At 47.7% G+C, this 21,488-nt stretch carries 35 protein-coding genes; 2 read left to right on the plus strand and 33 right to left on the minus strand.

Annotated features, from left to right (window positions below):
- Positions 1-171: 171 nt before the first annotated feature.
- Positions 172-393, minus strand: coding sequence for a hypothetical protein (locus IEY46_RS34355; protein ID WP_189000399.1), 222 nt, complete (start codon positions 391-393; stop codon positions 172-174).
- Between the two features lie 230 nt (positions 394-623).
- Entirely contained in the window at positions 624-1,235 is a 612-nt protein-coding gene (locus IEY46_RS34360; RefSeq protein ID WP_229750739.1) for a stage II sporulation protein M, read from the minus strand.
- Positions 1,236-1,346: 111 nt separating this feature from the next.
- Between IEY46_RS34360 and pdaB the strand changes: the two genes are divergently transcribed.
- A complete protein-coding gene (gene pdaB, locus IEY46_RS34365; protein WP_189000402.1) occupies positions 1,347-2,150 on the plus strand; it encodes a polysaccharide deacetylase family sporulation protein PdaB in 804 nt (267 codons plus the stop codon).
- Between the two features lie 21 nt (positions 2,151-2,171).
- Here pdaB and IEY46_RS34370 read toward each other — a convergent pair whose 3' ends face one another.
- Positions 2,172-2,801 carry a KinB-signaling pathway activation protein gene (locus tag IEY46_RS34370; RefSeq protein ID WP_229750740.1) on the minus strand — a complete coding sequence of 210 codons (630 nt, stop codon included), beginning with the start codon at positions 2,799-2,801 and terminating at the stop codon, positions 2,172-2,174.
- Positions 2,802-3,047: 246 nt separating this feature from the next.
- On the opposite strand from IEY46_RS34370, the gene gerD reads away from it, so the two are divergent.
- Positions 3,048-3,686 (plus strand): spore germination lipoprotein GerD, encoded by a 639-nt coding sequence (gene gerD / locus IEY46_RS36655; RefSeq protein ID WP_373288942.1) that lies wholly within the window; start codon positions 3,048-3,050, stop codon positions 3,684-3,686.
- A gap of 225 nt (positions 3,687-3,911) precedes the next feature.
- Here gerD and salA read toward each other — a convergent pair whose 3' ends face one another.
- The 30 genes from salA to rplP all read right to left on the minus strand — a co-directional run bounded on the left by salA (position 3,912) and on the right by rplP (position 21,488).
- Complete coding sequence (salA, locus tag IEY46_RS34380; RefSeq protein ID WP_189000406.1) at positions 3,912-5,015, minus strand: iron-sulfur carrier protein/transcriptional regulator SalA; 1,104 nt, start codon at positions 5,013-5,015, stop codon at positions 3,912-3,914.
- A gap of 202 nt (positions 5,016-5,217) precedes the next feature.
- Complete coding sequence (gene cwlD, locus IEY46_RS34385) at positions 5,218-5,991, minus strand: N-acetylmuramoyl-L-alanine amidase CwlD (RefSeq protein ID WP_189000409.1); 774 nt, start codon at positions 5,989-5,991, stop codon at positions 5,218-5,220.
- A 118-nt stretch (positions 5,992-6,109) separates the two neighbouring features.
- Complete coding sequence (gene sat / locus IEY46_RS34390) at positions 6,110-7,276, minus strand: sulfate adenylyltransferase (protein WP_189000412.1); 1,167 nt, start codon at positions 7,274-7,276, stop codon at positions 6,110-6,112.
- A 16-nt stretch (positions 7,277-7,292) separates the two neighbouring features.
- Complete coding sequence (locus tag IEY46_RS34395) at positions 7,293-7,985, minus strand: phosphoadenylyl-sulfate reductase (RefSeq protein WP_189000414.1); 693 nt, start codon at positions 7,983-7,985, stop codon at positions 7,293-7,295.
- 148 nt (positions 7,986-8,133) lie between these two features.
- Positions 8,134-8,526 (minus strand): 30S ribosomal protein S9, encoded by a 393-nt coding sequence (gene rpsI / locus IEY46_RS34400; RefSeq protein ID WP_189000417.1) that lies wholly within the window; start codon positions 8,524-8,526, stop codon positions 8,134-8,136.
- A 19-nt stretch (positions 8,527-8,545) separates the two neighbouring features.
- Positions 8,546-8,983: a 50S ribosomal protein L13 gene (rplM, locus tag IEY46_RS34405; protein WP_189000419.1), complete on the minus strand. Its 438-nt coding sequence runs from the start codon at positions 8,981-8,983 to the stop codon at positions 8,546-8,548.
- A gap of 211 nt (positions 8,984-9,194) precedes the next feature.
- Positions 9,195-9,935 (minus strand): tRNA pseudouridine(38-40) synthase TruA, encoded by a 741-nt coding sequence (gene truA, locus IEY46_RS34410; RefSeq protein WP_189000422.1) that lies wholly within the window; start codon positions 9,933-9,935, stop codon positions 9,195-9,197.
- A 638-nt stretch (positions 9,936-10,573) separates the two neighbouring features.
- The gene (gene rplQ / locus IEY46_RS34415; RefSeq protein ID WP_189000425.1) at positions 10,574-10,939 is read right to left on the minus strand and encodes a 50S ribosomal protein L17; all 366 of its coding nucleotides are present in this window, start codon (positions 10,937-10,939) and stop codon (positions 10,574-10,576) included.
- A 14-nt stretch (positions 10,940-10,953) separates the two neighbouring features.
- Entirely contained in the window at positions 10,954-11,898 is a 945-nt protein-coding gene (locus IEY46_RS34420; RefSeq protein WP_189000428.1) for a DNA-directed RNA polymerase subunit alpha, read from the minus strand.
- Positions 11,899-12,026: 128 nt separating this feature from the next.
- Positions 12,027-12,422 carry a 30S ribosomal protein S11 gene (gene rpsK, locus IEY46_RS34425; protein ID WP_125663943.1) on the minus strand — a complete coding sequence of 132 codons (396 nt, stop codon included), beginning with the start codon at positions 12,420-12,422 and terminating at the stop codon, positions 12,027-12,029.
- A gap of 18 nt (positions 12,423-12,440) precedes the next feature.
- Positions 12,441-12,809 (minus strand): 30S ribosomal protein S13, encoded by a 369-nt coding sequence (rpsM, locus tag IEY46_RS34430; protein WP_189000431.1) that lies wholly within the window; start codon positions 12,807-12,809, stop codon positions 12,441-12,443.
- A gap of 18 nt (positions 12,810-12,827) precedes the next feature.
- Positions 12,828-12,941, minus strand: coding sequence for a 50S ribosomal protein L36 (rpmJ, locus tag IEY46_RS34435; protein WP_003333770.1), 114 nt, complete (start codon positions 12,939-12,941; stop codon positions 12,828-12,830).
- 46 nt (positions 12,942-12,987) lie between these two features.
- Positions 12,988-13,203, minus strand: a complete 216-nt coding sequence (gene infA / locus IEY46_RS34440) for a translation initiation factor IF-1 (RefSeq protein ID WP_015847200.1) — start codon at positions 13,201-13,203, stop codon at positions 12,988-12,990.
- Between the two features lie 2 nt (positions 13,204-13,205).
- Complete coding sequence (locus tag IEY46_RS34445) at positions 13,206-13,478, minus strand: KOW domain-containing RNA-binding protein (protein ID WP_189000574.1); 273 nt, start codon at positions 13,476-13,478, stop codon at positions 13,206-13,208.
- A 14-nt stretch (positions 13,479-13,492) separates the two neighbouring features.
- A complete protein-coding gene (map, locus tag IEY46_RS34450; RefSeq protein WP_189000434.1) occupies positions 13,493-14,254 on the minus strand; it encodes a type I methionyl aminopeptidase in 762 nt (253 codons plus the stop codon).
- Positions 14,251-14,904 (minus strand): adenylate kinase, encoded by a 654-nt coding sequence (locus IEY46_RS34455; protein ID WP_189000437.1) that lies wholly within the window; start codon positions 14,902-14,904, stop codon positions 14,251-14,253. Before IEY46_RS34455 ends, map begins: the two co-directional genes overlap by 4 nt.
- Positions 14,905-14,992: 88 nt before the next feature.
- On the minus strand, positions 14,993-16,294 hold the full coding sequence (gene secY, locus IEY46_RS34460; RefSeq protein ID WP_189000440.1) for a preprotein translocase subunit SecY: 1,302 nt from the start codon (positions 16,292-16,294) through the stop codon (positions 14,993-14,995).
- The gene (gene rplO, locus IEY46_RS34465) at positions 16,295-16,735 is read right to left on the minus strand and encodes a 50S ribosomal protein L15 (protein ID WP_189000443.1); all 441 of its coding nucleotides are present in this window, start codon (positions 16,733-16,735) and stop codon (positions 16,295-16,297) included.
- A gap of 50 nt (positions 16,736-16,785) precedes the next feature.
- Complete coding sequence (gene rpmD / locus IEY46_RS34470; protein WP_189000446.1) at positions 16,786-16,965, minus strand: 50S ribosomal protein L30; 180 nt, start codon at positions 16,963-16,965, stop codon at positions 16,786-16,788.
- A 13-nt stretch (positions 16,966-16,978) separates the two neighbouring features.
- Positions 16,979-17,476, minus strand: a complete 498-nt coding sequence (gene rpsE / locus IEY46_RS34475; RefSeq protein ID WP_189000449.1) for a 30S ribosomal protein S5 — start codon at positions 17,474-17,476, stop codon at positions 16,979-16,981.
- Between the two features lie 31 nt (positions 17,477-17,507).
- The gene (rplR, locus tag IEY46_RS34480) at positions 17,508-17,873 is read right to left on the minus strand and encodes a 50S ribosomal protein L18 (protein WP_189000452.1); all 366 of its coding nucleotides are present in this window, start codon (positions 17,871-17,873) and stop codon (positions 17,508-17,510) included.
- Positions 17,874-17,938: 65 nt separating this feature from the next.
- Positions 17,939-18,481 (minus strand): 50S ribosomal protein L6, encoded by a 543-nt coding sequence (gene rplF / locus IEY46_RS34485; RefSeq protein WP_189000454.1) that lies wholly within the window; start codon positions 18,479-18,481, stop codon positions 17,939-17,941.
- A gap of 30 nt (positions 18,482-18,511) precedes the next feature.
- The gene (gene rpsH / locus IEY46_RS34490) at positions 18,512-18,910 is read right to left on the minus strand and encodes a 30S ribosomal protein S8 (RefSeq protein ID WP_189000457.1); all 399 of its coding nucleotides are present in this window, start codon (positions 18,908-18,910) and stop codon (positions 18,512-18,514) included.
- Positions 18,911-18,942: 32 nt separating this feature from the next.
- Entirely contained in the window at positions 18,943-19,128 is a 186-nt protein-coding gene (locus tag IEY46_RS34495) for a type Z 30S ribosomal protein S14 (protein ID WP_027087364.1), read from the minus strand.
- Positions 19,129-19,148: 20 nt separating this feature from the next.
- Positions 19,149-19,694, minus strand: a complete 546-nt coding sequence (gene rplE / locus IEY46_RS34500) for a 50S ribosomal protein L5 (RefSeq protein WP_189000459.1) — start codon at positions 19,692-19,694, stop codon at positions 19,149-19,151.
- Between the two features lie 32 nt (positions 19,695-19,726).
- A complete protein-coding gene (gene rplX / locus IEY46_RS34505; protein WP_229750742.1) occupies positions 19,727-20,080 on the minus strand; it encodes a 50S ribosomal protein L24 in 354 nt (117 codons plus the stop codon).
- Positions 20,081-20,132: 52 nt separating this feature from the next.
- Positions 20,133-20,501: a 50S ribosomal protein L14 gene (rplN, locus tag IEY46_RS34510; protein ID WP_090583243.1), complete on the minus strand. Its 369-nt coding sequence runs from the start codon at positions 20,499-20,501 to the stop codon at positions 20,133-20,135.
- A 43-nt stretch (positions 20,502-20,544) separates the two neighbouring features.
- Positions 20,545-20,808 (minus strand): 30S ribosomal protein S17, encoded by a 264-nt coding sequence (rpsQ, locus tag IEY46_RS34515; protein WP_189000461.1) that lies wholly within the window; start codon positions 20,806-20,808, stop codon positions 20,545-20,547.
- Between the two features lie 55 nt (positions 20,809-20,863).
- Positions 20,864-21,064 carry a 50S ribosomal protein L29 gene (rpmC, locus tag IEY46_RS34520; protein ID WP_189000463.1) on the minus strand — a complete coding sequence of 67 codons (201 nt, stop codon included), beginning with the start codon at positions 21,062-21,064 and terminating at the stop codon, positions 20,864-20,866.
- The gene (gene rplP, locus IEY46_RS34525) at positions 21,054-21,488 is read right to left on the minus strand and encodes a 50S ribosomal protein L16 (protein WP_189000465.1); all 435 of its coding nucleotides are present in this window, start codon (positions 21,486-21,488) and stop codon (positions 21,054-21,056) included. Before rplP ends, rpmC begins: the two co-directional genes overlap by 11 nt.

Here is a 21,488-nt window from a genome sequence, read left to right on the forward strand (position 1 = left end):
CATTGTTCAGTTTTCAAAGAACAAATGCTTCTTGGTTGGCCGTAATTTCCAGCCTTCTTATTAAGCTTATGATGTTGCCTCATCGGCGACTTTTATAAGATACCATAGGCTATATCCACAATGCAAGCTTTTTTTAAAAAAAGATATTCACATGTGCATAATCTTTCATTTTCAACGGTATGTCTTCATATTAAGCGCATAGCGCGATAGTTCTTTTGAAGAGGCAATACGGGCGTACATACGAAAAATAATCTTGTAGCGCTTGGCAATCGCTACTTTAATATCACTGTCCAAACGGGAGTCGTTCAAATCAAGCAGCATTTCATCAAGCTCTTTGCGCAGTACATAGTCATATTCTTTGCACTCTTTATCACTGAACAGGATTCCAAGCATATCCCTTAAGCCGCCTCCTTATATGCATGTACGAAGAAATGATTCTCTGACTTTACCTTGAGGGTAAAGCTGTTACCTTACTGCGCATGACCCAAGCCAAAGTAATAGAGTTGAAATATAAACACCGTATAGGTGAATACTTATACTTGCTTATATTTTAAAGAAAAGGCGTCTTACGCATGTCGCGAAAGACGCCGCTTTATTGTTATGCTCAGATTTTGGGAATTTTATTACTTGCCGAGCAGCCAAAGTGTAAATGTACTTTCAATAACCGCTGCAATCAACAGCAGACCCACAATGAAAACCATCGCCGGCAGGGTCCTCGCAACAAACCGCTCCAGCTCTTTCCCCCAACCGGTACGTTTGGTCACAGCCGATCCGATCCCTTTGAACATCATCGCCCCAAACTTAAAGCCATAGGCGCAAGCAATAATAATAGCAGGAATTTCAATAATGCCATGGGGCAGCAGTCCCTTCATCAGCATCACGATAGCGTCGCCGCCCCCGGCTGCGGTTTTGCTGACAATATACCCGATCATCATCCCGTTGACGGCCAGGAAAATAAAAGGCACAATTCCAAAAATAGCGCCCAGGTACATCACAATGATGGATTTGATCGCATTATTGAAAAAAATAAACACCATAAACCAGAGCGTCGGGTTACTGCTGCTATCGATGGTCTCCGCCATTTGCTTCAAACCGGACATCTGTCCCTGGATAAAAGAATCAAAGCCGGGGTTTGTGGCACCCACGACAATGCCCGCCAGCATAATGACACAGCTGAAGATTAAATAATGCCGCAGCGTACCCAAATGGCGTAAAATTTCGCGCAAACCAAACAATGGTCTCACCCTCCTTCAGCATCTATTTTCACGGCAATAATGAATAAGTTGATGGTACGAGCATAGATTGTACTAGAACAAGCCTCAATCCAGAAAGGAGCGCCCATTCCCATGAACATGTTTTACGTAATAAACGGCCAGCGGTTGAAACGTTATTTCTTCATCGCAATCGGCATCATCTTTGCGAGCGGCGTCATCTATGCAGAGAAGGATAATATCACGGTGTTTTCGCCGCAGCAGCCAGCCGCAATCTACAGCGTCCCGACAGACAAGAAAGTAGTCGCACTCACCTTTGACATCAGCTGGGGGGAGAAACGGGCAGAACCCATCCTCGAAATTTTGAAGGAGAAAAAAGTAACAGACGCAACATTCTTTTTGTCCGCTCCCTGGAGTCAAACCCATCCGGAAATTGTCAAAAAGATTGTTGATGCCGGTTACGAAATCGGCAGTCACGGGAATAAGCATGAAAATTACAGCACGCTGAACGACGAAGAAATTCGCAAGCAGATCGAAACCGCCCATTCCGTCCTTACTCAAATTACGGGCAAATCCCCCACCTTGATCCGTTTGCCTAATGGGGATTTTGACAAAAGAGTACTGGCTATTGCAGAACAAATGAACTACAAAGTCATTCAATGGGACACGGATTCTCTGGACTGGATGAATATAGGCACGGAGAAAATTGTCAACCGCGTGGTGGGCAAGGCGCATCCTGGTGATATTATCCTGATGCATGCCAGCGATTCAGTGAAACAGACGCATGAGGCCCTCCCTGCCATTATCGATCAGCTTCGGGAAAAAGGCTATGAGTTCGTAACGGTCTCTGAGTTAATTGCACAAACCGAAGTACAGGGCAAAACCGTAAAGGATAAATCAACCATGTTCCAGCAGCTGGATGCCTTTGCCGGTTTGTGATTCACTCCCCGTCTTCGCCAATTACACGACCGGCTTCGCATTGACTGCGGGGTCGGTTGTTCGTTTACCCACTAGACGGTGCAGCCACATAATTTGATAGGCATTACAGACAAACATGGGAATGATCATAAAAACGATGGCGCTGGGGTTGCTTTCTTCCCCCGTCAAGCTTGGCCAGGATTCCAGTATCGTCACCACGATTAGAAGAAACACCGTTGGAATAAAAGCATGGTTATTCGTCTGCTTTGCCTTGAAATAAGCGACCAGCCATGAAGCCAGAGCAATACCGAGCGGTAGAGACCAAAAGAGCCAATTATTCAGAAGCTCTCGGTTGCTATACAAAATGTATCCTAATCCACCAAGCACGAACAGCGTGGTATACGCCTGCAGGGCATTCCATAAGTAGCTTTTTCGAATAACGCTAAGGGCAATGTAATTAAGTGTTAAATAAGCAAAAAAGCCCATTTGACTAAATGCGCCAAATAACAACCCAACCAAAAGCATCATAAGGGCATTAAAGCCAGCTGCCTGAAGTCCCATAAAACCAAAGGATGAATCGGTCCATTGCATAATACTCCCGACGATCATGGTCACGATACCACCAACGGCCATTGTACTCCAAAACAGGAAAAACCATTTCCGTAAATTCACTCTTTCGTTCACTCCTTGGAAGGTTCATGCAAAATAATTTCAACCTTTATTTTACCACGTTCACAACAAAAAGCTATGTCGTGTCCATGATAATACATTGAACAATGTCGCATACTATGGCTTGAACGATTACTGGTGGATTCAATCATGATCCCGCATGATAAAGCGAATTCCCAGGCAGAAAGGAGATGGAGTTTGGAAATGCTCAGACGCTTCGCAATAATGGCTTTCATTGCTGCTTTGACAATGCTCCTGACAAGCTGCGGATCCGAGCCATCCAGTGGCGGCAATCAGATGCTCAGTTATAAAGATATGAAATCCATGGTAATTGACATACTGAAGACCGAAGATGCGCAAAAGGCGCTGCAGGAATCGTCAAGTAGTGGAGGATCCATGGGATCCAGCTCCACTTCAAAGCTTTTATCCATACAGGATCAGGAGCAGGTGAAACTGGCGGTAAAAGATACACTAGTATCTCCGGAATATAACAAGGTCATCGAGAAGTTGATGCTTGATACCCGATTTGCCGGAGAATTTGCCACGGCCGTTAATAAACAAAATAAACAAATCCATAAGGATTTGCTGAAGGACCCCACTTACCAAAAGGACTTAATGAAAGTCATGAAAGATCCGGAAATGGAAAAGATGTATCTTGAGATCATGCAAAGCTCGCAATATCGTTCCCAGGTGATGACAATTATGCAGGAATCGATGTCCAGTCCAATTATCCGCATGGAGATTTTGGATTTGCTTAAAAAAGCGGTAAAAGAAGAGCTTAAGCCCAGTTCCAATGAAAAGCAGAAAAGCGGCTCCGATAAGGGTAAAGACCAGGGAGAAGGCAGTCAACAAGAGTCCAGTGACATGGGTGGTCAAAGCGAAGGTTAATCATATTGTCGGATTTAATCATATTGTCGGACAAGAAGAAACGGCTAACGCCGTCCTTTGCGGGGAAGCAAGTTTCTTCCCTTAGAAATATAAGCCTGATATAGGTGGAAACTTATACGTTCTTATATTTTAAGAAAAAACCCGACCGCTGAGGGATCCGGTTTGTTGTTCGGATCACGCAGTAATCGGGTTTTTATTTACGAGTAATATTTAGGGTGATTAATGTTACGATTCACATTTGGTAATAATCCGGTCGGCAATCTCCAGATACAACCGGCCGACTTCCGTATCCGGCTTATATACAGATGGTGAAAAGTCTGCCTCGGAGGGGTGATTATCCGGCGCTCCAAGCGGAATTTGAGCTAATAGCTCCGCATTAAGCGACTCGGCCAAGCGGGCACCGCCGCCTCTTCCGAACACATACTCTTTTTCTCCGCTTTTGCTTTCAAAATAGGACATGTTCTCAATAATACCCACAATTTCATGATTCGTTTTAATGGCCATTGCCCCTGCCCGGGCAGCTACAAATGCGGCTGTCGCATGTGGGGTGGTCACAATGATTTCTTTGCTTTGCGGGATCAGCTGATGAACGTCAAGAGCGACATCCCCGGTTCCCGGAGGCAGATCGAGCAGCAGGTAATCCAGATCACCCCATTGAATTTCAGCAAAGAAATTACGAAGCATTTTGCCTAACATAGGTCCGCGCCATACAATCGGGGCATTGTCTTCAACGAAAAATCCCATTGACATGACTTGAACCCCAAACTTCTCAATTGGAATCACTCTTTCATTGACGACTTCCGGCTTCTCTTCGATCCCCATCATATCCGGAACGCTGAAGCCGTATATATCAGCATCGATGATACCCACCCGTTTTCCTTGACGGGCCAGAGCCACGGCCAAATTAACGGTCACTGTGGACTTGCCGACACCGCCTTTCCCACTGGCAATGGCAATGAACTGCACATTGCTGTCGTCCCGCAGCAGAGGATGGGATTCGAGTCCCGCCCCATGCCCGCGCACAGGAGCGGTATTTGCTCCAGCACCGCTCGCCGCTCCTGACCCAGCTCCTTGCTTCGCCTCCGGAGTTCCTTCACCCGCCACTGCGGCGGCACGGAACCGGCAATGTACGGATTGGGCTCCTAAACGCGCCACAGCCTCGCGCAGGGCCGCTTCGAAGCCAGTTTGCGCTGCTGGCGCAACCCCCTGCGCTGTTAATGAAACCTGACCATCTCTTACCATCACATCGCGGATGACCACTTGTCCATCCTTGCTATATCGCGCCGCTACAGCTTCAGCGGCAGTAATCGCTTCCTCACGAGTCAACATCGGTTTGCGTCACCTCATATTCCAATATCAGCACTACCGGCATTTGCGATATGTACCCTTCGTATTATATCATAACCGCGAACACTCACGCCCCCTTTTCAAAGGCTGTGCACATTTCTTACCCTCCGTTCCAAGATGCGTTCTTTATAAGCTCTTGCGTTCTGGAAAAAAAATAGCTTCTCCTCGCGGGAGAAGCTGTCCTCTATGAACCATTTGCGGCATTTGGTCCCCACTTTTCCCCGGATGCAAATCGAAGGATACCCTGATATACAGAAGCAGCCACCATTTTCTGATAATTGGTATCCACAAGGCGGCTCGCTTCTCCGGGGTTGGAGAGAAAACCAACCTCAACGAGCGCACTGGGGATGTCTTCTGTCGCTTTCAGCAAATATACGGTATTGACCTTCCCGGCCACTCGCTCAGTATTATCAAGATTTCGTTTAATTTCCTCCTGGATAAACGATGCCAATGCCGAATTATCGGGATGATTGGGATAAAAAAACGTTTGCGCACCCGACCACTTCGGAGAGGGAATACTGTTCATATGGATACTGATCAGCATCGAAGCTTGCTGGTCCTTAACAAATTGTACCCTTTTGAGAAGATCCTCCGTTTTACGTCGGCTGGTTTTTCGCGTCCCTTCGTTCGCCAAATCATAATCGCCCTCGCGTGTCATCACAACAATTGCTCCCGATTGCTGCAAATAATCGCGCAGCTGCAGGGCAATGGCCAAATTGAGATCCTTCTCCACAACTCCCTGCTTGCTGACCGCACCGCCGTCAATACCTCCATGTCCCGCATCGATCGCAATGATTTTACCCGACAGCGGCATGGTCCAATAGGTCCAAGTGCGGGTAGCCGGAACTTCCTGCGTCAGCAGCACGATCGTCAGCAGCACAACTGCCATGCCCACCGCAACACGGAGCGCCCCCCGATACGTAATCCAGATCACAAACCGGTTACGAAAACGGTGCATACAAAAAACCACCCCAATCTCCAACAATGATAACGTGAGAAGCATGTCTTTGCCTGCTCTCTTATCATCTTATGGGACGAGGTGGCTGGTTATGCGAATATCAGAGGCTAATGCTGCATTAGTTCACAGGCTGCTCCGACATGCCTTCAATCAGAATCTGTGCCACTTCCGGACGTGAAAATTCTGGAGGCGGGCATACACCGTCGCGCAGCAAAGCGCGAACCTTGGTGCCCGACAAGGTCAAATGATCTTCTTTATCATGAGGGCAGGTTTTGCTGGATGCCATATTGCCGCATTTCTTACAGAAAAAGCTGTGTTCAAAATAAAGCGGCGTTATGCCAAGCTCTTCTGCTGTGAACGTGCGAAGCAGATCCTGGGCTTCATAGGTTCCGTAATAATCGCCTACGCCGGCATGGTCGCGGCCAACGATGAAGTGGGTACAGCCATAATTTTTACGGACGGTCGCATGGAAAATCGCTTCACGCGGACCGGCATAACGCATCGCTGCCGGGAAAACACCAAGGAATACGCGGTCCTTCGGATAATAATTTTCCAGCAGCGCCACATAGCTCTTCATCCGTACGTTTGCTGGAACGTCATCGGACTTCGTTTCGCCCACAAGCGGATTCAGGAAAAGGGCATCAACAATTTCCATTGCACATTTCTGAATATATTCATGAGCCCGGTGAACAGGGTTGCGCGTCTGGAAGCCGACAATCGTTTTCCAGCCGTTATCCGCAAATATTTTACGGGTCTCAGCAGGGTCAAAATAAAATTCATTAAATTTCTCCGGCTGCGGCCGGTTAATAATTGTGATGGGTCCACCGACATATGTGGAAGGACGTCCAAACAGTTTGGCCACTCCAGGATGCTCTTCATCATCCGTTTTGAAAACATTAACGGCTTCAAGCTTCTGATCTGCCTTGAAGATGCTCTCAATGTCGATAACGCCGTACAATACGCCGTCTTCCCCTGTCAGCGCCGCACGGGTTCCGACAGAAAGACCTGCTGCCACGTTTTCTTCGACCGCAAGGGTAATGGGAATACTCCAGACAATGCCGTTTGCCAGACGCATACGCTCCACAACCGAATGATAATCGGCTTCATTCAGGAAGCCCGTCAGTGGCGAAAACGCACCGACGCCAATTAAATCCAGATCTGATACTGTCCAGGTATTGATGATAATCGATGGCAAGGTTACCGCTTGCGAAATTAGCGCATCGCGCTGTTCTGTATTGGCGATTCGGTTGACGAGTTCGCCGCCATGGGGCTTTATGCTGCTCATGTAATCAAGTGCCTCCTTATTTGTGCAATCCGCATTCTGTTTTTTCTTGGCCAGACCAACGGCCGGCGCGCGGGTCTTCACCAGGCATTACCTGGCGCGTGCAGTGCTCACAGCCAATGCTCGGATAATTATTGTCATGCAGCGGGTTGTAATAAACATTGTTGGTTCTTATATAGTTCCATACATCCTCTGTAGTCCAGCCAGCAATCGGATTAAATTTTACGAGTCCGAACTTGGTATCGTACTCCACTTTTTTGGAATTTGCTCTGGTTGGCGCTTGATCTCGGCGGATTCCAGTTATCCAGGCTTCGTATTTGGAGAGAATCTTGGTCAAAGGCTGCACTTTACGGATACTGCAGCATTGATTCGCATCGCTTTTCCAAAGCTCTTCCCCGAACTGCTCCGCCTGCTGCTCAGGCGTAATCTCCGGCTTTACCTCAACAAAGTTCATCCCGTAAAGCTCTTTCATCCTATCGCGTGTTTCGTACGTTTCCCGGAAATGAAAATCGGTGTCCAAGTAAAAAACATCTGTATTGGGACTGATTTTTTGCAGCATGTCGACCAGTACAACATCTTCAGCGCCAAAGCTGCACGCAAATGTTATATTAGGAAATGTCTCAACGGCAAACTTAATAATTTCCTGGGGTGTCGCATCCTCCAGCTCTACTGCCTTCTGTGTTATAAGTGCTTCTTTTTCAAAAAGATTCATATCTGATGCCCTCCATTACGAATTCCTAGTAAAGTGATCTACTTTAAATTATACGTCTTATGACGATAATGTTCAATCACCTAAATCGTCTAAAATAATGAAAAATACCCCCTCCGACAAGCAGAGGGGGTAGATATCTTTGAATTGATTAACGTTTGGAGAACTGAGGCGCGCGACGAGCCGCTTTAAGACCGTATTTCTTACGTTCTTTCATACGCGGATCACGTGTCAGGAAGCCAGCACGTTTCAAAGCGGGACGGAATTCAGGATCTGCTTTAAGCAGAGCGCGGGAAATACCGTGACGGATCGCTCCTGCTTGACCGGAAATACCGCCGCCGTGAGCAAGTACCAGTACATCGTACTTGTCCGTTGTATCCGTAAGCGTCAGTGGTTGTTTCACGATCAGTTTAAGTGTTTCGAGACCGAAATATTCATTCAGGTCACGTTTGTTAATAATGATTCGTCCTTCACCCGGCACAAGGCGTACACGTGCAACAGAGTGTTTGCGACGACCGGTTCCATAGTATTGAACTTGAGCCATGAAACTGTCCTCCCTCTAATTATCCGCGAAGTTCATAGACTTCCGGGTTTTGTGCTTGATGTGGGTGTTCCGATCCGGCATAAACTTTCAGTTTAAGCTTCATTTTGTCGCCCAGGCGGTTTTTTGGAAGCATGCCGTGAATAGCTTGCTCCAGAACGCGTTCCGGTGTTTTGTTAATCATGTCCTGAGCGGAAGTAACTTTCAAGCCGCCTTGGTACATGGAGTGACGGTAGTACATTTTCTTTTGAAGCTTGTTCCCCGTCAGATGAATTTTCTCAGCGTTGATAACTACAACGAAATCGCCGGTGTCAACGTGCGGTGTAAATTCTGGCTTGTGCTTGCCGCGGATTAAAGCAGCTGCTTCGCTTGCAAGACGTCCCAGAGTTTTTCCTTCCGCATCAATGACAAACCATTTGCGTTCAACTTCGTTTGGCTTAGCCATATAGGTGGTGCGCATGGATGATCCTCCTTCTTCATTAAAACAACCGTTCTCATGTATGAAGAAACGATGTCGTTTCATCGATTCATTAGCATATTGATTATTATTATGGTTTGGCGAACTTAGTCGGGGCCGTGGGATAGCCACTAAGAAAGCACAAGTTATATTCTACTATATACAGAACATATTCGCAAGCACTATCTTTGGGCTTTTTACTTGCCGTCAAAAGCTATGCCAAGTACTCCACTTCCCACAAATTCAGACCATACGCCATCGCTGTCGGTCCGGCTGCGGACCGGTCCTGCGCCTCCAGAATGTCCTGAACCTGCCCTGCTTGCAGCTTGCCTTCCCCAACCAGCAGCAGCGTGCCTGTAATGACCCGCACCATATTGTAGAGGAATCCGCTGCCTGAGATGAATAAGTCCAGCTTGCCATCCGAAGCGTCTATACGGGCCTCATAGACGGTTCTCACATGAGAGGTCTTGGTAGAGCGCCGGGAAGTGAATGAGCTGAAGTCATGCTCGCCAACAAGAAAAGCCAGCCCCTTGCGCATCTCTTCCACGGATAGAGGCGTGGGATGATGAAACCGGTAGCGGCGCTCAAATACATCCGGAAACTTGTTCGTATCTATGGAGTAGCGATACGTTTTTCGTTTCGCGGAGTAGCTGGAATGAAACTCAGGTTCAACCTCATCCACACAGCGGATTACGATATCCGAAGGCAGCCTGGTATTCAGGGCGATCGCCCAACGTTCAACCGGTATCGCCGCATCCGTATGAAAGTTGAACACTTGTCCGCGCGCATGAACACCGGCATCCGTTCTTCCCGATCCGATAATGCGCACGTCTTCGCCGCTCAGCTTCTTGATCGTATCCTGAATGATGTCCTGAATCGTATTGCCGCCCGGTTGTGTCTGAAAACCGTAATAACGGGTTCCGTCATAACTGACGACCACCCTCAGGTTCCTCATCCCACACCTCCCTTCCGTACAAAAACCTTAAGCGTAATGTGAACGCATTGCTGCTTCTGTTATTTCACCCGTAATCTTCTGGCTGCTGGTCTAAGTTGTCGATCTTCTGGGTTGATATGCCATGCGACATGCAGTTGTTGGTCTGCGGTCATTCGATGGTTTGTTTTTGTTGGAAACGCAGTTGTTGGTCTGCGGTTGTTGCAAATGTCTGAACGTGATTCTTTCAATCATGTTGTTTAAGATAGTTAATCTCCTAACCCGTCAGCGGAGCTGGCAAGCCCCTTGCAGGGTCATTTGTAAAGATCTGCTGTTGTCTTTGCCATAAAGGCTGCAAGCCTTTAAAGACGCAGCAGCGTCTGCAGAAGGCTCATAAAGGCTTCTCAGACCAGCCACCGAGGGTTTGCGTCCAATCGCCAGCGCGGCGAGAAGAGCCGTAGGGGAGAGCATAGATGGGGCGGAGAGTTTACGTCCTGCCTTTGTCCACGTGTGATTACCTTGGTAATCCAATTCAATATTATACTTGGACAACAGCAGGCGCAGCCCCATCTATAGCTCGTACCGAAGGCTCCCCGAAGCCGCGCAGCGTACAACTTGGGCACAAAAAAAAGGTGGCCGCAAGGTCCACCCTTTCGTTTGTTCTACGCGCGGTCCACGAGTTCCAAATAAACCATAGGCGCCGCGTCTCCACGACGAGGTCCCAATTTCAAAATACGTGTATATCCACCTGGACGTTCCGAGTAGCGGGTAGCAAGCTCAGAGAACAGTTTTTGGATTGCATCCTGTTCGCCATCGATAGATTCGCGACGAACGAACGCAGCCACTTGACGACGAGCGTGAAGATCACCGCGTTTAGCAAGCGTGATCAGCTTTTCTGCGATCGGGCGAAGCTCTTTCGCTTTCGCTTCGGTCGTTTGAATGCGCTCATACAGGAACAAGTCTGTGCAAAGATCGCGGAATAATGCTTTACGCGAACTAGCATCACGGCTCAATTTTGAATATGCCATCGATTTTCCCCTCCTTATTCTTCCATACGGAGGCCAAGACCTAATTCTTCAAGCTTCTCTTGTACTTCCTCTAAAGACTTGCGCCCAAGATTGCGGACTTTCATCATGTCTTCTTCGGTTTTCGTGATCAGCTCTTGAACGGTATTGATGCCTGCACGCTTGAGACAATTGTAAGAACGTACGGAGAGATCGAGTTCTTCAATCGTCATCTCAAGTACTTTTTCTTTTTTGTCTTCTTCTTTTTCCACCATAATTTCGGCATCCTTGGCTTCATCCGTAAGACCTACGAACAAATCCAGATGCTCGGTCAAAATTTTGGCGCCGAGACTTACAGCCTCTTCAGGCCTGATGCTGCCATCGGTCCAAACTTCCAATGTCAGCTTATCATAGTTCGTTACTTGGCCGACGCGAGTATTCTCAACCGTGTAGTTCACCCGGGTAATCGGCGTGTAGATCGAATCTACAGGGATTACACCAATCGGTTGATCTTCCCGTTTGTTACGATCCGCTTGAACGTAACCACGTCCACGATTTGCGAATACACGCATGTGAAGCCGTGCACCGGAAGCCAGAGTAGCGACATGAAGATCAGGGTTTAAAATTTCGACATCGCTATCCGCGCGAATATCGCCCGCCGTAACGTTGCCCTCGCCTTCAGCGTCAATTTCCAATACCTTCTCTTCGTCGGAATGGATTTTGAGTGAAAGTCCTTTGAGGTTCAGAATGATCTCGGTTACGTCCTCCATCACACCTGGAACCGTCGAGAATTCATGAAGCACGCCGTCGATCTGAACCGATGTTACAGCAGCGCCCGGCAATGACGACAAGAGAATTCGGCGAAGCGAATTTCCGAGCGTCGTTCCATATCCGCGTTCCAACGGTTCGACTACGAAACGTCCGTAAGTGCCTTCCTCGTTCAGCTCTACGGTTTCGATTTTCGGCTTTTCGATCTCAATCACTAGTAGTCCCCTCCTTCAAAACGTCGCTCCGTTACCATGATCGCAATTGAAGTCTAATCATGTAGTATGCCAAACCTTCACAACCATTATTCACAAGTTGTCGATATTTGATACCACACCCGGCTAGACTATACGCGACGACGTTTCGGCGGACGGCATCCGTTATGCGGAACAGGCGTTACGTCCTTAATGAGGTTAACTTCAAGACCAGCTGCCTGCAGGGAACGGATTGCTGCTTCACGACCTGCACCAGGACCTTTAACCATGACTTCAACAGCTTTCATACCATGCTCCATCGCTGCTTTAGCAGCGGATTCAGCGGCCATTTGAGCTGCGAAAGGCGTGCTTTTACGGGAACCTTTGAAACCAAGGTTACCTGAGCTTGCCCAAGAGATTGCGTTGCCGTGCGGATCGGTAATGGTAACAATCGTGTTGTTGAATGTTGAACGAATGTGTGCCACGCCCGATTCAATATTTTTACGGTCACGACGTTTTGTACGAACCGCTTTTTTCGGTTTTGCCATTTGAGTTATCCCCCCTTATTATTTCTTCTTGTTAGCTACAGTCCGGCGAGGACCTTTACGCGTACGAGCATTGGTTTTCGTCCGTTGTCCGCGAACTGGAAGTCCACGACGGTGACGAACACCACGGTAACAGCCGATCTCGATCAGACGTTTGATGTTAAGAGAAACTTCACGACGAAGGTCGCCTTCCACTTTAACGGTTTTGTCAATCGTTTCGCGGAGTTTGCTGACTTCATCTTCAGTCAGGTCGCGAACGCGTGTCTGTTCGCTGATACCTGTAGCACTCAAGATCTTGTGAGCTGTTGTTGTGCCGATACCAAAAATGTAAGTCAAAGCGATGACGACGCGTTTATCACGCGGTAAGTCTACACCAGCAATACGTGCCATGTAACGTTATCCCTCCTTTTATCCTTGTTTTTGTTTGTGTTTCGGATTTTCACAAATCACCATTACATTGCCTTTGCGACGAATGACTTTGCATTTCTCGCAGATCGGCTTGACCGAAGGTCTGACCTTCATTGTGATTACCTCCCGAATTCTTTCGTTAGCAAAACCGTATACCGGCTTACTTCCGATAGGTAATGCGTCCTCTGGATAGATCATAAGGCGACAACTGAATGACCACTTTGTCTCCAGTCAGGATACGGATAAAATGCATTCTGAGTTTACCCGATACATGAGCCAGGATTTGGTGTCCATTTTCCAGTTCAACCTTGAACATGGCGTTAGGCAACGGTTCAATTACCGTACCTTCGACTTCAATGACATCTTCTTTAGCCACAGTCAATCTCCTTTCCCTTGCGCTGCTCTCTGAATTGCAAAACGCAGCTTGGCGTTCGTAACACGGCCGGTTTCCCGCATGCTGTCTGTCACTTCATGACTGACGACCGGCTGCATCGCAAGATGCAGTACGTTCTTCTTCTTCGGTTGATCGAAGCGCCGCTTGTCACCGTCTGCGATAAGGACGAATTTCTCATCGACAAGGCCGACAATAACAGCGTAGCTGCCTTCTTCCTTACCCCGCAGCACCTGGACAACGCGGCCGATTTCCGGCATATGTTCCAATGCGTTCAACCTGCCTGCTCCCCTAATAGGGTTAAAATTTCACAGCCGTCTGCCGTTACTGCCACAGTATGCTCAAAATGGGCGCACCATGAACCGTCTTCGGTGACAACTGTCCAATTATCCTCCAGCGTACGTACGTAACGCTCCCCAATGTTGACCATCGGTTCAATCGCGAGCACCATGCCCGGTTTGAGCCTGGGGCCATGATTGGGCATACCGTAATTTGGAATCTGTGGCTCTTCATGGAGACTGGCCCCAATGCCGTGACCAACATATTCACGAACAACGGAGAAGCCAGCAGCTTCGATCACTTGTTGAATCGCATGCGAGATCGTAAACAACCGAACATCCGGTCTGACGAGCGCGAGGCCTGCATACAAGGATTCTTCCGTCACCTTCAACAGCTTGCCCGTCTGCTCACTGATCGTTCCTACGCCGTAGGTCCAGGCCGAATCGCCATGGTATCCTTTGTACTGCGCACCGATATCGATACTGATGATGTCGCCATCATTCAGTTTGCGTGAGCCCGGAATTCCATGTACCAGCTCTTCATTGACCGAAGCGCAAATGCTGGCAGGAAATTGATTGTAGCCTTTAAAAGAAGGAATGGCGTTCTGGCTGCGGATGTAAGTGTCCGCGATCCCGTCCAATTCCTTGGTGGTAATGCCCGGACGAATGGATTGTTTCAATAACCGGTGCGTCTGCGCAACGATTCGGCCAGCTTCTCTCATATATTGCAATTCCGACTCGGATTTGCATATAATCATTCGGCTGATCCCCTTAGAGCAGAAACAATTTCAGACGTCACTTCATCAATCTCTCTCTCGCCGTCCACCTCGCGCAGGATCCCTTTGCCCGAGTAATAGTCCAGTAGAGGAGCTGTTTTCGAAATGTACTCGTCAAGACGGGTACCGACTTTCGCTTCCGTATCGTCTGACCGCTGGTACAGCTCGCCGCCGCATTTATCGCAAATGCCTTCTTGCTTTGGCGGATTGAACATAATGTGGTAGGTCGCACCACAAGATTTACAAATGCGGCGACCGGTCAGACGCGCAAGCAGCAGACCGCGATCAACCCGAAGGTTAACCACATGATCAATGCTTCGACCCATTTCAGCTAGCATACCATCCAAAGCTTCAGCTTGCTGTAGTGTCCGTGGAAAGCCGTCAAGCAGGAATCCTTTTTGACAATCTTCTAGCAACAGACGATCACGAACAATTCCATTCGTGATTTCATCCGGTACAAGCAGACCTTGATCAACGTATTCTTTAGCCTTCTGTCCCAGAGGCGTGCCTTGTTTCATGGCCAGTCGGAACGCATCGCCCGTAGAAATATGAGGAATCCCGAAGGTTTCCACAATTCTCTCGGCCTGCGTGCCTTTACCGGCGCCTGGAGGACCCATGAATAAAATGTTCATTAGCGTGTTCCTCGCTTTAAGCACAATAGGCTCTAAGCGGGTTCCGTCACACGATAACCTGCACGGAATCCCGATTTTGAACCTATCATTATTTATTGATAAACCCTTTATAGTGGCGCTTGATCAATTGTGTCTCGATTTGCTTCATCGTATCCAGCGCAACGCCGATAACGATCAGCAGCGAGGTACCGCCGAGTCTTACGTCAGCTGGCAAATCTGCAATTTTACCGAAGATAACCGGCAAGATCGAGATGAGGGCCAAAAATATGGCTCCACTTAGCGTTATTCTGGACATGACCCGGGTAATGTAAGATGAGGTAGGCTTGCCAGGACGGATGCCCGGGATATAACCACCGTTTTTCTTCATTTGGTCCGCCATTTGTACCGGGTTAATCTGCACAAAGGTATAGAAAAACGTGAATGCCAGAATCAATATTACATACAGTACCATACCGAGAGGCGCGTCATATGTCAAATTATCCTTTACCCATATCGCCCAGCCATGAGTCGACCAGAACTGAGAAATGGTATACGGGAACATTAGAAGCGATGACGCAAAGATGACCGGAATAACACCTGCTCCGTTCACTTTCAGTGGAATGTGTGTGGATTGACCGCCGTACATTTTACGTCCAACTACACGTTTAGCATATTGCACCGGTATTTTTCTGATTCCTTGTTGTACGAAGATAACACCAACCACGATCGCAATTACAACGATGACGAGAATCGCAACTTTAACGATATTAAGGAAAAGCGCGTCTCCTGCATCAACAAATTCATTTGTGTAAATGGATCGAATGTGACTAGGTATGGATGCAACGATACCGGCAAAAATCAGGACCGAAATCCCGTTCCCGATACCCTTCTCCGTAATTTGCTCACCGAGCCACATAAGGAAGGCTGTACCTGCCGTCAGGATAATCGCAATCATCAGATAATCGCCAAATCCTGCACCTGGAATCATGTCGTACTGGTATTGACGGTTAAACCCAATAGCTGTACCGAAACCTTGGATTAAGCCTAGTACGATAGTACCATAACGAGTGATTTGTGCAAGTTTGCGTTTACCATTCTCTCCTTCTTTTGCCCATTCAGCAAATTTAGGAATGACATCCATCGATAACAATTGCACGATGATAGAAGCCGTAATGTAAGGCATGATTCCAATCGCAAAGATCGAGAATTGGAACAATGCTCCCCCAGAGAAGGTATTGAGCAAACCGAACAAATCAGCTCCGGATTGATCAACACTTTTGAATACATCTTTATTGACGCCAGGCACCGGAATAAATGAACCGATCCGGTAAACGAGCAAGATGAACAATGTGAACAAAATCCGTTTTCGAAGGTCTTCCACTTTCCAAATGTTGGACACGGTCTTGAACAATTAGATCACCTCGGTTTTACCGCCGGCAGCCTGGATTTTCTCTACCGCAGATTGAGAGAATTTGTTTGCTTTTACGGTAAGCTGAACAGTGATATCGCCATTGCCGAGAACTTTAATGCCGCTCTGCGGGTTTTTGACAATTCCTTGCTCCATAAGCAACTCTGGCGTAATTTCTGTGCCTGCTGCAAAGTTGTTCAACTCATCGATGTTCACAATCGCATACTCTTTACGGAATGGGTTGTTAAAGCCGCGCTTAGGAACACGACGATACAACGGGTTTTGACCGCCTTCGAAGCCTGGACGAACACCGCCGCCGGAACGGGCATTCTGACCTTTGTGACCGCGACCAGCCGTTTTACCATTGCCGGTACCGATACCGCGACCTTTACGGAACGCTTCTTTGCGGGAACCCGGTGCTGATGTGAGTTCATGCAATTTCATCGTAGGTTGCACCTCCTTATGATTTCTTGTGCCACAAGTGGCGATATATCTTATACTTCTTCAACTTTAACCATATGGCTAACAGTGTTTACCATACCGCGGACAGCTGGGTTATCATTGTGGACAACCGATTGCCGAATTTTACGCAGTCCGAGCGATTGAATCGTTGCACGTTGCTTCTCGTTACGACCAATCAGGCTGCGAACGAGGGTGATTTGCAATTTTGCCATCGTATTCCCCCCCTTAACCTAAAAGCTCTTGTACGGTTTTTCCACGCAATTTGGCAACATCCTCAGCGCGTTTCAGGCGGGAAAGCCCTTCAAGCGTCGCGTTAACCATATTCATGGAGTTCGAAGAACCCAGTGATTTTGTAAGAATATCGCCTACACCTGCAAGTTCGAGAACCGCACGAACAGGACCGCCTGCAATCACTCCGGTACCTTCCGATGCCGGTTTGAGCAATACGCGTCCTGCGCCAAAATGTCCAAGCACCAGATGCGGGATCGTTGTTTTAACAAGTGGCACGTGGATCAGGTTTTTCTTCGCATCGTCAATGCCTTTGCGGATGGCATCCGGAACTTCGCCCGCTTTGCCGATTCCTGCGCCAACATATCCTTTGCCGTCTCCGACAACTACAAGCGCGCTAAAGCTGAAACGGCGTCCGCCTTTTACTACTTTAGATACGCGGTTGATTTGAACAACTTTTTCAGTCAGTTCTAATGCATTCGGATCTATACGCAAGTCGTTTTACCTCCTTATTAAGGTTTTTCAATTAGAATTGAAGTCCAGCCTCGCGAGCTGCGTCAGCCAGAGCCTGTATTCTACCATGGTACAAGTAGCCACCGCGATCGAAAACGACATGCTCAACGCCTTTCGCTTTCGCACGATTCGCGATGAGCTCACCGATTTTACGAGCTGCTTCAACGTTTCCGCCGTTGCTTACATCGGTGATTTCTTTATCCAGCGTAGAAGCCGATGCAATCGTTACGCCTTGAACATCATCAATCAGTTGTGCATAGATGTGTTTGGAGGAACGGAATACAGCAAGACGCGGACGCTGCTCGGTTCCATTGATTTTCTTACGAACGCGCAGGTGACGTTTCAAACGCGCTTTGTTTTTATCGCCTTTTGTAATCATTCGTGTACACTCCTTTCCTACTGTCCTTATGTGATGCTATCCATTAAGCAGCTTTAGCGGGCTGCTTATTTTTTCTTACCGGCTTTACCTTCTTTACGAATAATGCGCTCACCTTCGTACTTGATTCCTTTGCCTTTATACGGCTCTGGTTCACGTACGGAGCGGATTTTCGCAGCAGTTGCGCCAACGAGCTCTTTGTCGATCCCACGAACAATAATCTTGGTGTTCGTTGGAACGTCAAACTCGATGCCGCCCTCAGGCGTAATTTCAACCGGGTGGGAATAGCCGACGTTAAGAACGACTTTTTCACCAGCTTTGCTTGCACGGTAACCAACGCCTACCAGCTCCAATGATTTAGAGAAGCCTTCGGTTACGCCACTCACCATGTTTGCGATAATGCTGCGCGTTGTGCCATGCAGGGAGCGGTGCAATTTATTGTCAGTCGGACGTTCGATTGTAATTACACTGTCCTCCACTACCACCTTCATGTCCTTGTGAAGTGAGCGGCTCAGCGAACCCTTCGGTCCTTTAATTGTAATAAAGCTGTTGTCCAAGTCGATGTTTACACCACCGGGTACTTGGATCGGTTTACGGCCAATACGAGACATTGTTACACCTCCAATCGTTGTGACAGTTTCTTACCAAACGTAGCAGACGACTTCGCCGCCCGATTTCACTTGGCGTGCTTCTTTATCGGTCATAACCCCTTTAGACGTTGAAATGATTGCCATTCCAAGGCCGCCTAGAACACGAGGGACTTCTGTGCTTTTTGTGTAAACGCGCAGTCCCGGTTTGCTGATACGTTTCAGCCCGGTAATGACACGTTCTTGATTGGGACCGTATTTCAAGAAGATACGGATAATCCCTTGTTTGCTATCTTCGATATACTCAGCGTCGCGGATAAAGCCCTCGCGTTTCAAAATTTCTGCGATTTGCTTCTTCACCTTCGAAGCAGGCATTTCAACCGTCTCATGACGCACAACGTTTGCGTTTCGGATACGCGTGAGCATATCAGCAATCGGATCAGACATAACCATTGTGAGAACCTCCTTCCCGATACTTAAGCTGATTACCAGCTTGCTTTTTTAACGCCAGGAATCTGGCCTTTGTATGCTAATTCGCGGAAACAAATCCGGCAAATTTTAAACTTTTGCAAAACGGAATGCGGACGGCCGCAACGCTCACAACGCGTATAAGCTTGCACTTTAAATTTCGGTGCGCGCTGCTGCTTGATCTTCATCGAAGTTTTTGCCACTTGGTAGTACCTCCTGTGGATTACTTCGCAAACGGCATGCCCATTTGGGTAAGCAGTTCACGAGCCTCTTCGTCCGTTTTTGCCGTCGTGACGATGACGACGTCCATACCACGTACTTTATCAACTTTATCATACTCGATTTCCGGGAAGATAAGTTGTTCTTTCAAGCCGAGTGTATAGTTACCACGACCATCAAACGCTTTGTTCGATACGCCGCGGAAGTCGCGAACGCGTGGAAGCGTTACGTTGAACAGTTTATCAAGGAAATAGTACATGCGCTCGCCGCGCAATGTTACTTTAACCCCGATTGGCATATTTTCGCGAAGTTTGAAACCAGCGATGGATTTCTTCGCGCGTGTGACTACCGGCTTTTGTCCGGAAATCAGACGAAGGTCTTCAACAGCAGTGTCAAGCACTTTGGAGTTGGAAACCGCTTCGCCAACACCCATGTTGATTACGACTTTCTCGATTTTCGGCACTTGCATGACGGTTGTGTAATCGAATTTCTGCATCAGCGCAGGCGTAATGTCATTCAGGAAACGATCTTTCAATCTTGTTGTAGCCATGTAACGTGGACCTCCTTTCCGCAATCGGTCAATTAATCAATTACCTCACCGGATACTTTAGCGATCCGGACTTTTTTACCGTTGTCGAGCGTTTTGTATCCGATACGGGTTACTTTACCGCTCTTCGGATCGATGTGCATCACATTGGAAACATGAATCGGCGCTTCTTGCTCGATAATTCCACCCTGCGGGTTAGCCTGGGAAGGACGAGTATGCTTCTTCACCATGTTGACGCCTTCGATCAGAACGCGATTCTCCCGTGGATACGCGGCGATGACACGGCCTTTCTTGCCTTTGTCTTTGCCGGTGATGACGATAATCGTGTCGTCTTTCTTGACGTGCAATTTATTGTTATGGGACTCCAACACTTTTTTCAACCGTGGCATGAGTTACACCTCCTGCTTGCTTGTGATACAAGCCTTTTTTTCTGGGGAAGTCTTAAATAACTTCCGGTGCCAGCGATACGATTTTCATAAAGTCACGGTCGCGAAGTTCACGGGCAACTGGTCCGAAAATACGTGTTCCACGCGGGCTTTTGTCTTCCTTAACGATAACCGCTGCATTCTCATCAAATGCAATGTATGAACCGTCTTTACGGCGAACCGCACGCTTCGTACGAACGATAACCGCTTTGACAACATCACCTTTTTTGACAACGCCACCTGGTGTTGCTTGTTTAACGGAACAAACGATCAAATCGCCGATATGGCCTACTCGACGTCCTGTACCGCCCAGAACACGAATACACATCAATTCTTTCGCGCCAGAGTTGTCAGCAACCGCTAAACGCGTAAATGGTTGAATCATTTCAACGTCCTCCTTCCGTCCAAATGCTTATGAACAAGCATTTTTACAAAATAATAGCTGCTTCAACGATTTCGACAAGGCGGAACCGTTTATCTTTTGAAAGCGGACGAGTCTCCATAACCTTGACAGTATCGCCAATTTTCGCCTGGTTGTTCTCATCATGTGCTTTAAATTTTTTCGTGTATTTGATGCGTTTATGGTAAAGATCATGTTTTTTGTAGGTTTCTACAGCAATCACGATAGTCTTATCCATTTTGTCGCTCACGACTTTTCCGATTTGAACTTTGCGCGCATTACGTTCGCTCATTGTTCATCCTCCTTTCTTACGATAGAACTTGCGTTATCGTTCCCGGATCCTAAACTTAACTAGTGATACCGAGTTCTCTTTCACGAAGAATGGTTTTAGCACGAGCGATATCCTTCCGCACATCACGAATACGTGTCGGATTTTCCAATTGACCGGTGGCCAACTGAAAACGAAGGTTAAAAAGCTCCTCTTTAAAACCATTTACTTTTTGTTCAAGTTCAGCAGAGGTTAGGTTGCGAAATTCATTAGCTTTCATTTGCTTCACCACCCACTTCTTCACGTTTCACGAACTTCGTTTTGACTGGAAGCTTGTGAGCGGCAAGACGCATGGCTTCACGGGCGACTTCTTCCGAAACACCTGCAAGCTCAAACATGACTTTGCCGGGCTTAACAACAGCAACCCACTTCTCCACGTTACCTTTACCGCTACCCATACGAACTTCAAGCGGCTTCTGTGTAATTGGCTTAGCAGGGAATATCTTGATCCAAACTTTACCGCCCCGTTTGATGTAACGAGTCATCGCAATACGGGCAGCTTCGATTTGACGGTTCGTAATCCATGATGGCTCTACCGCTTGCAGGCCGTATTCACCGAAGTGAACTTCCGTACCGCCCTTAGCGCGACCTTTCATGTGACCGCGTTGTTGTTTACGATGTTTAACACGTTTTGGTACCAACAT

This window comes from Paenibacillus nasutitermitis (assembly GCF_014641075.1).
Classification (GTDB): domain Bacteria; phylum Bacillota; class Bacilli; order Paenibacillales; family Paenibacillaceae; genus Paenibacillus_Z; species Paenibacillus_Z nasutitermitis.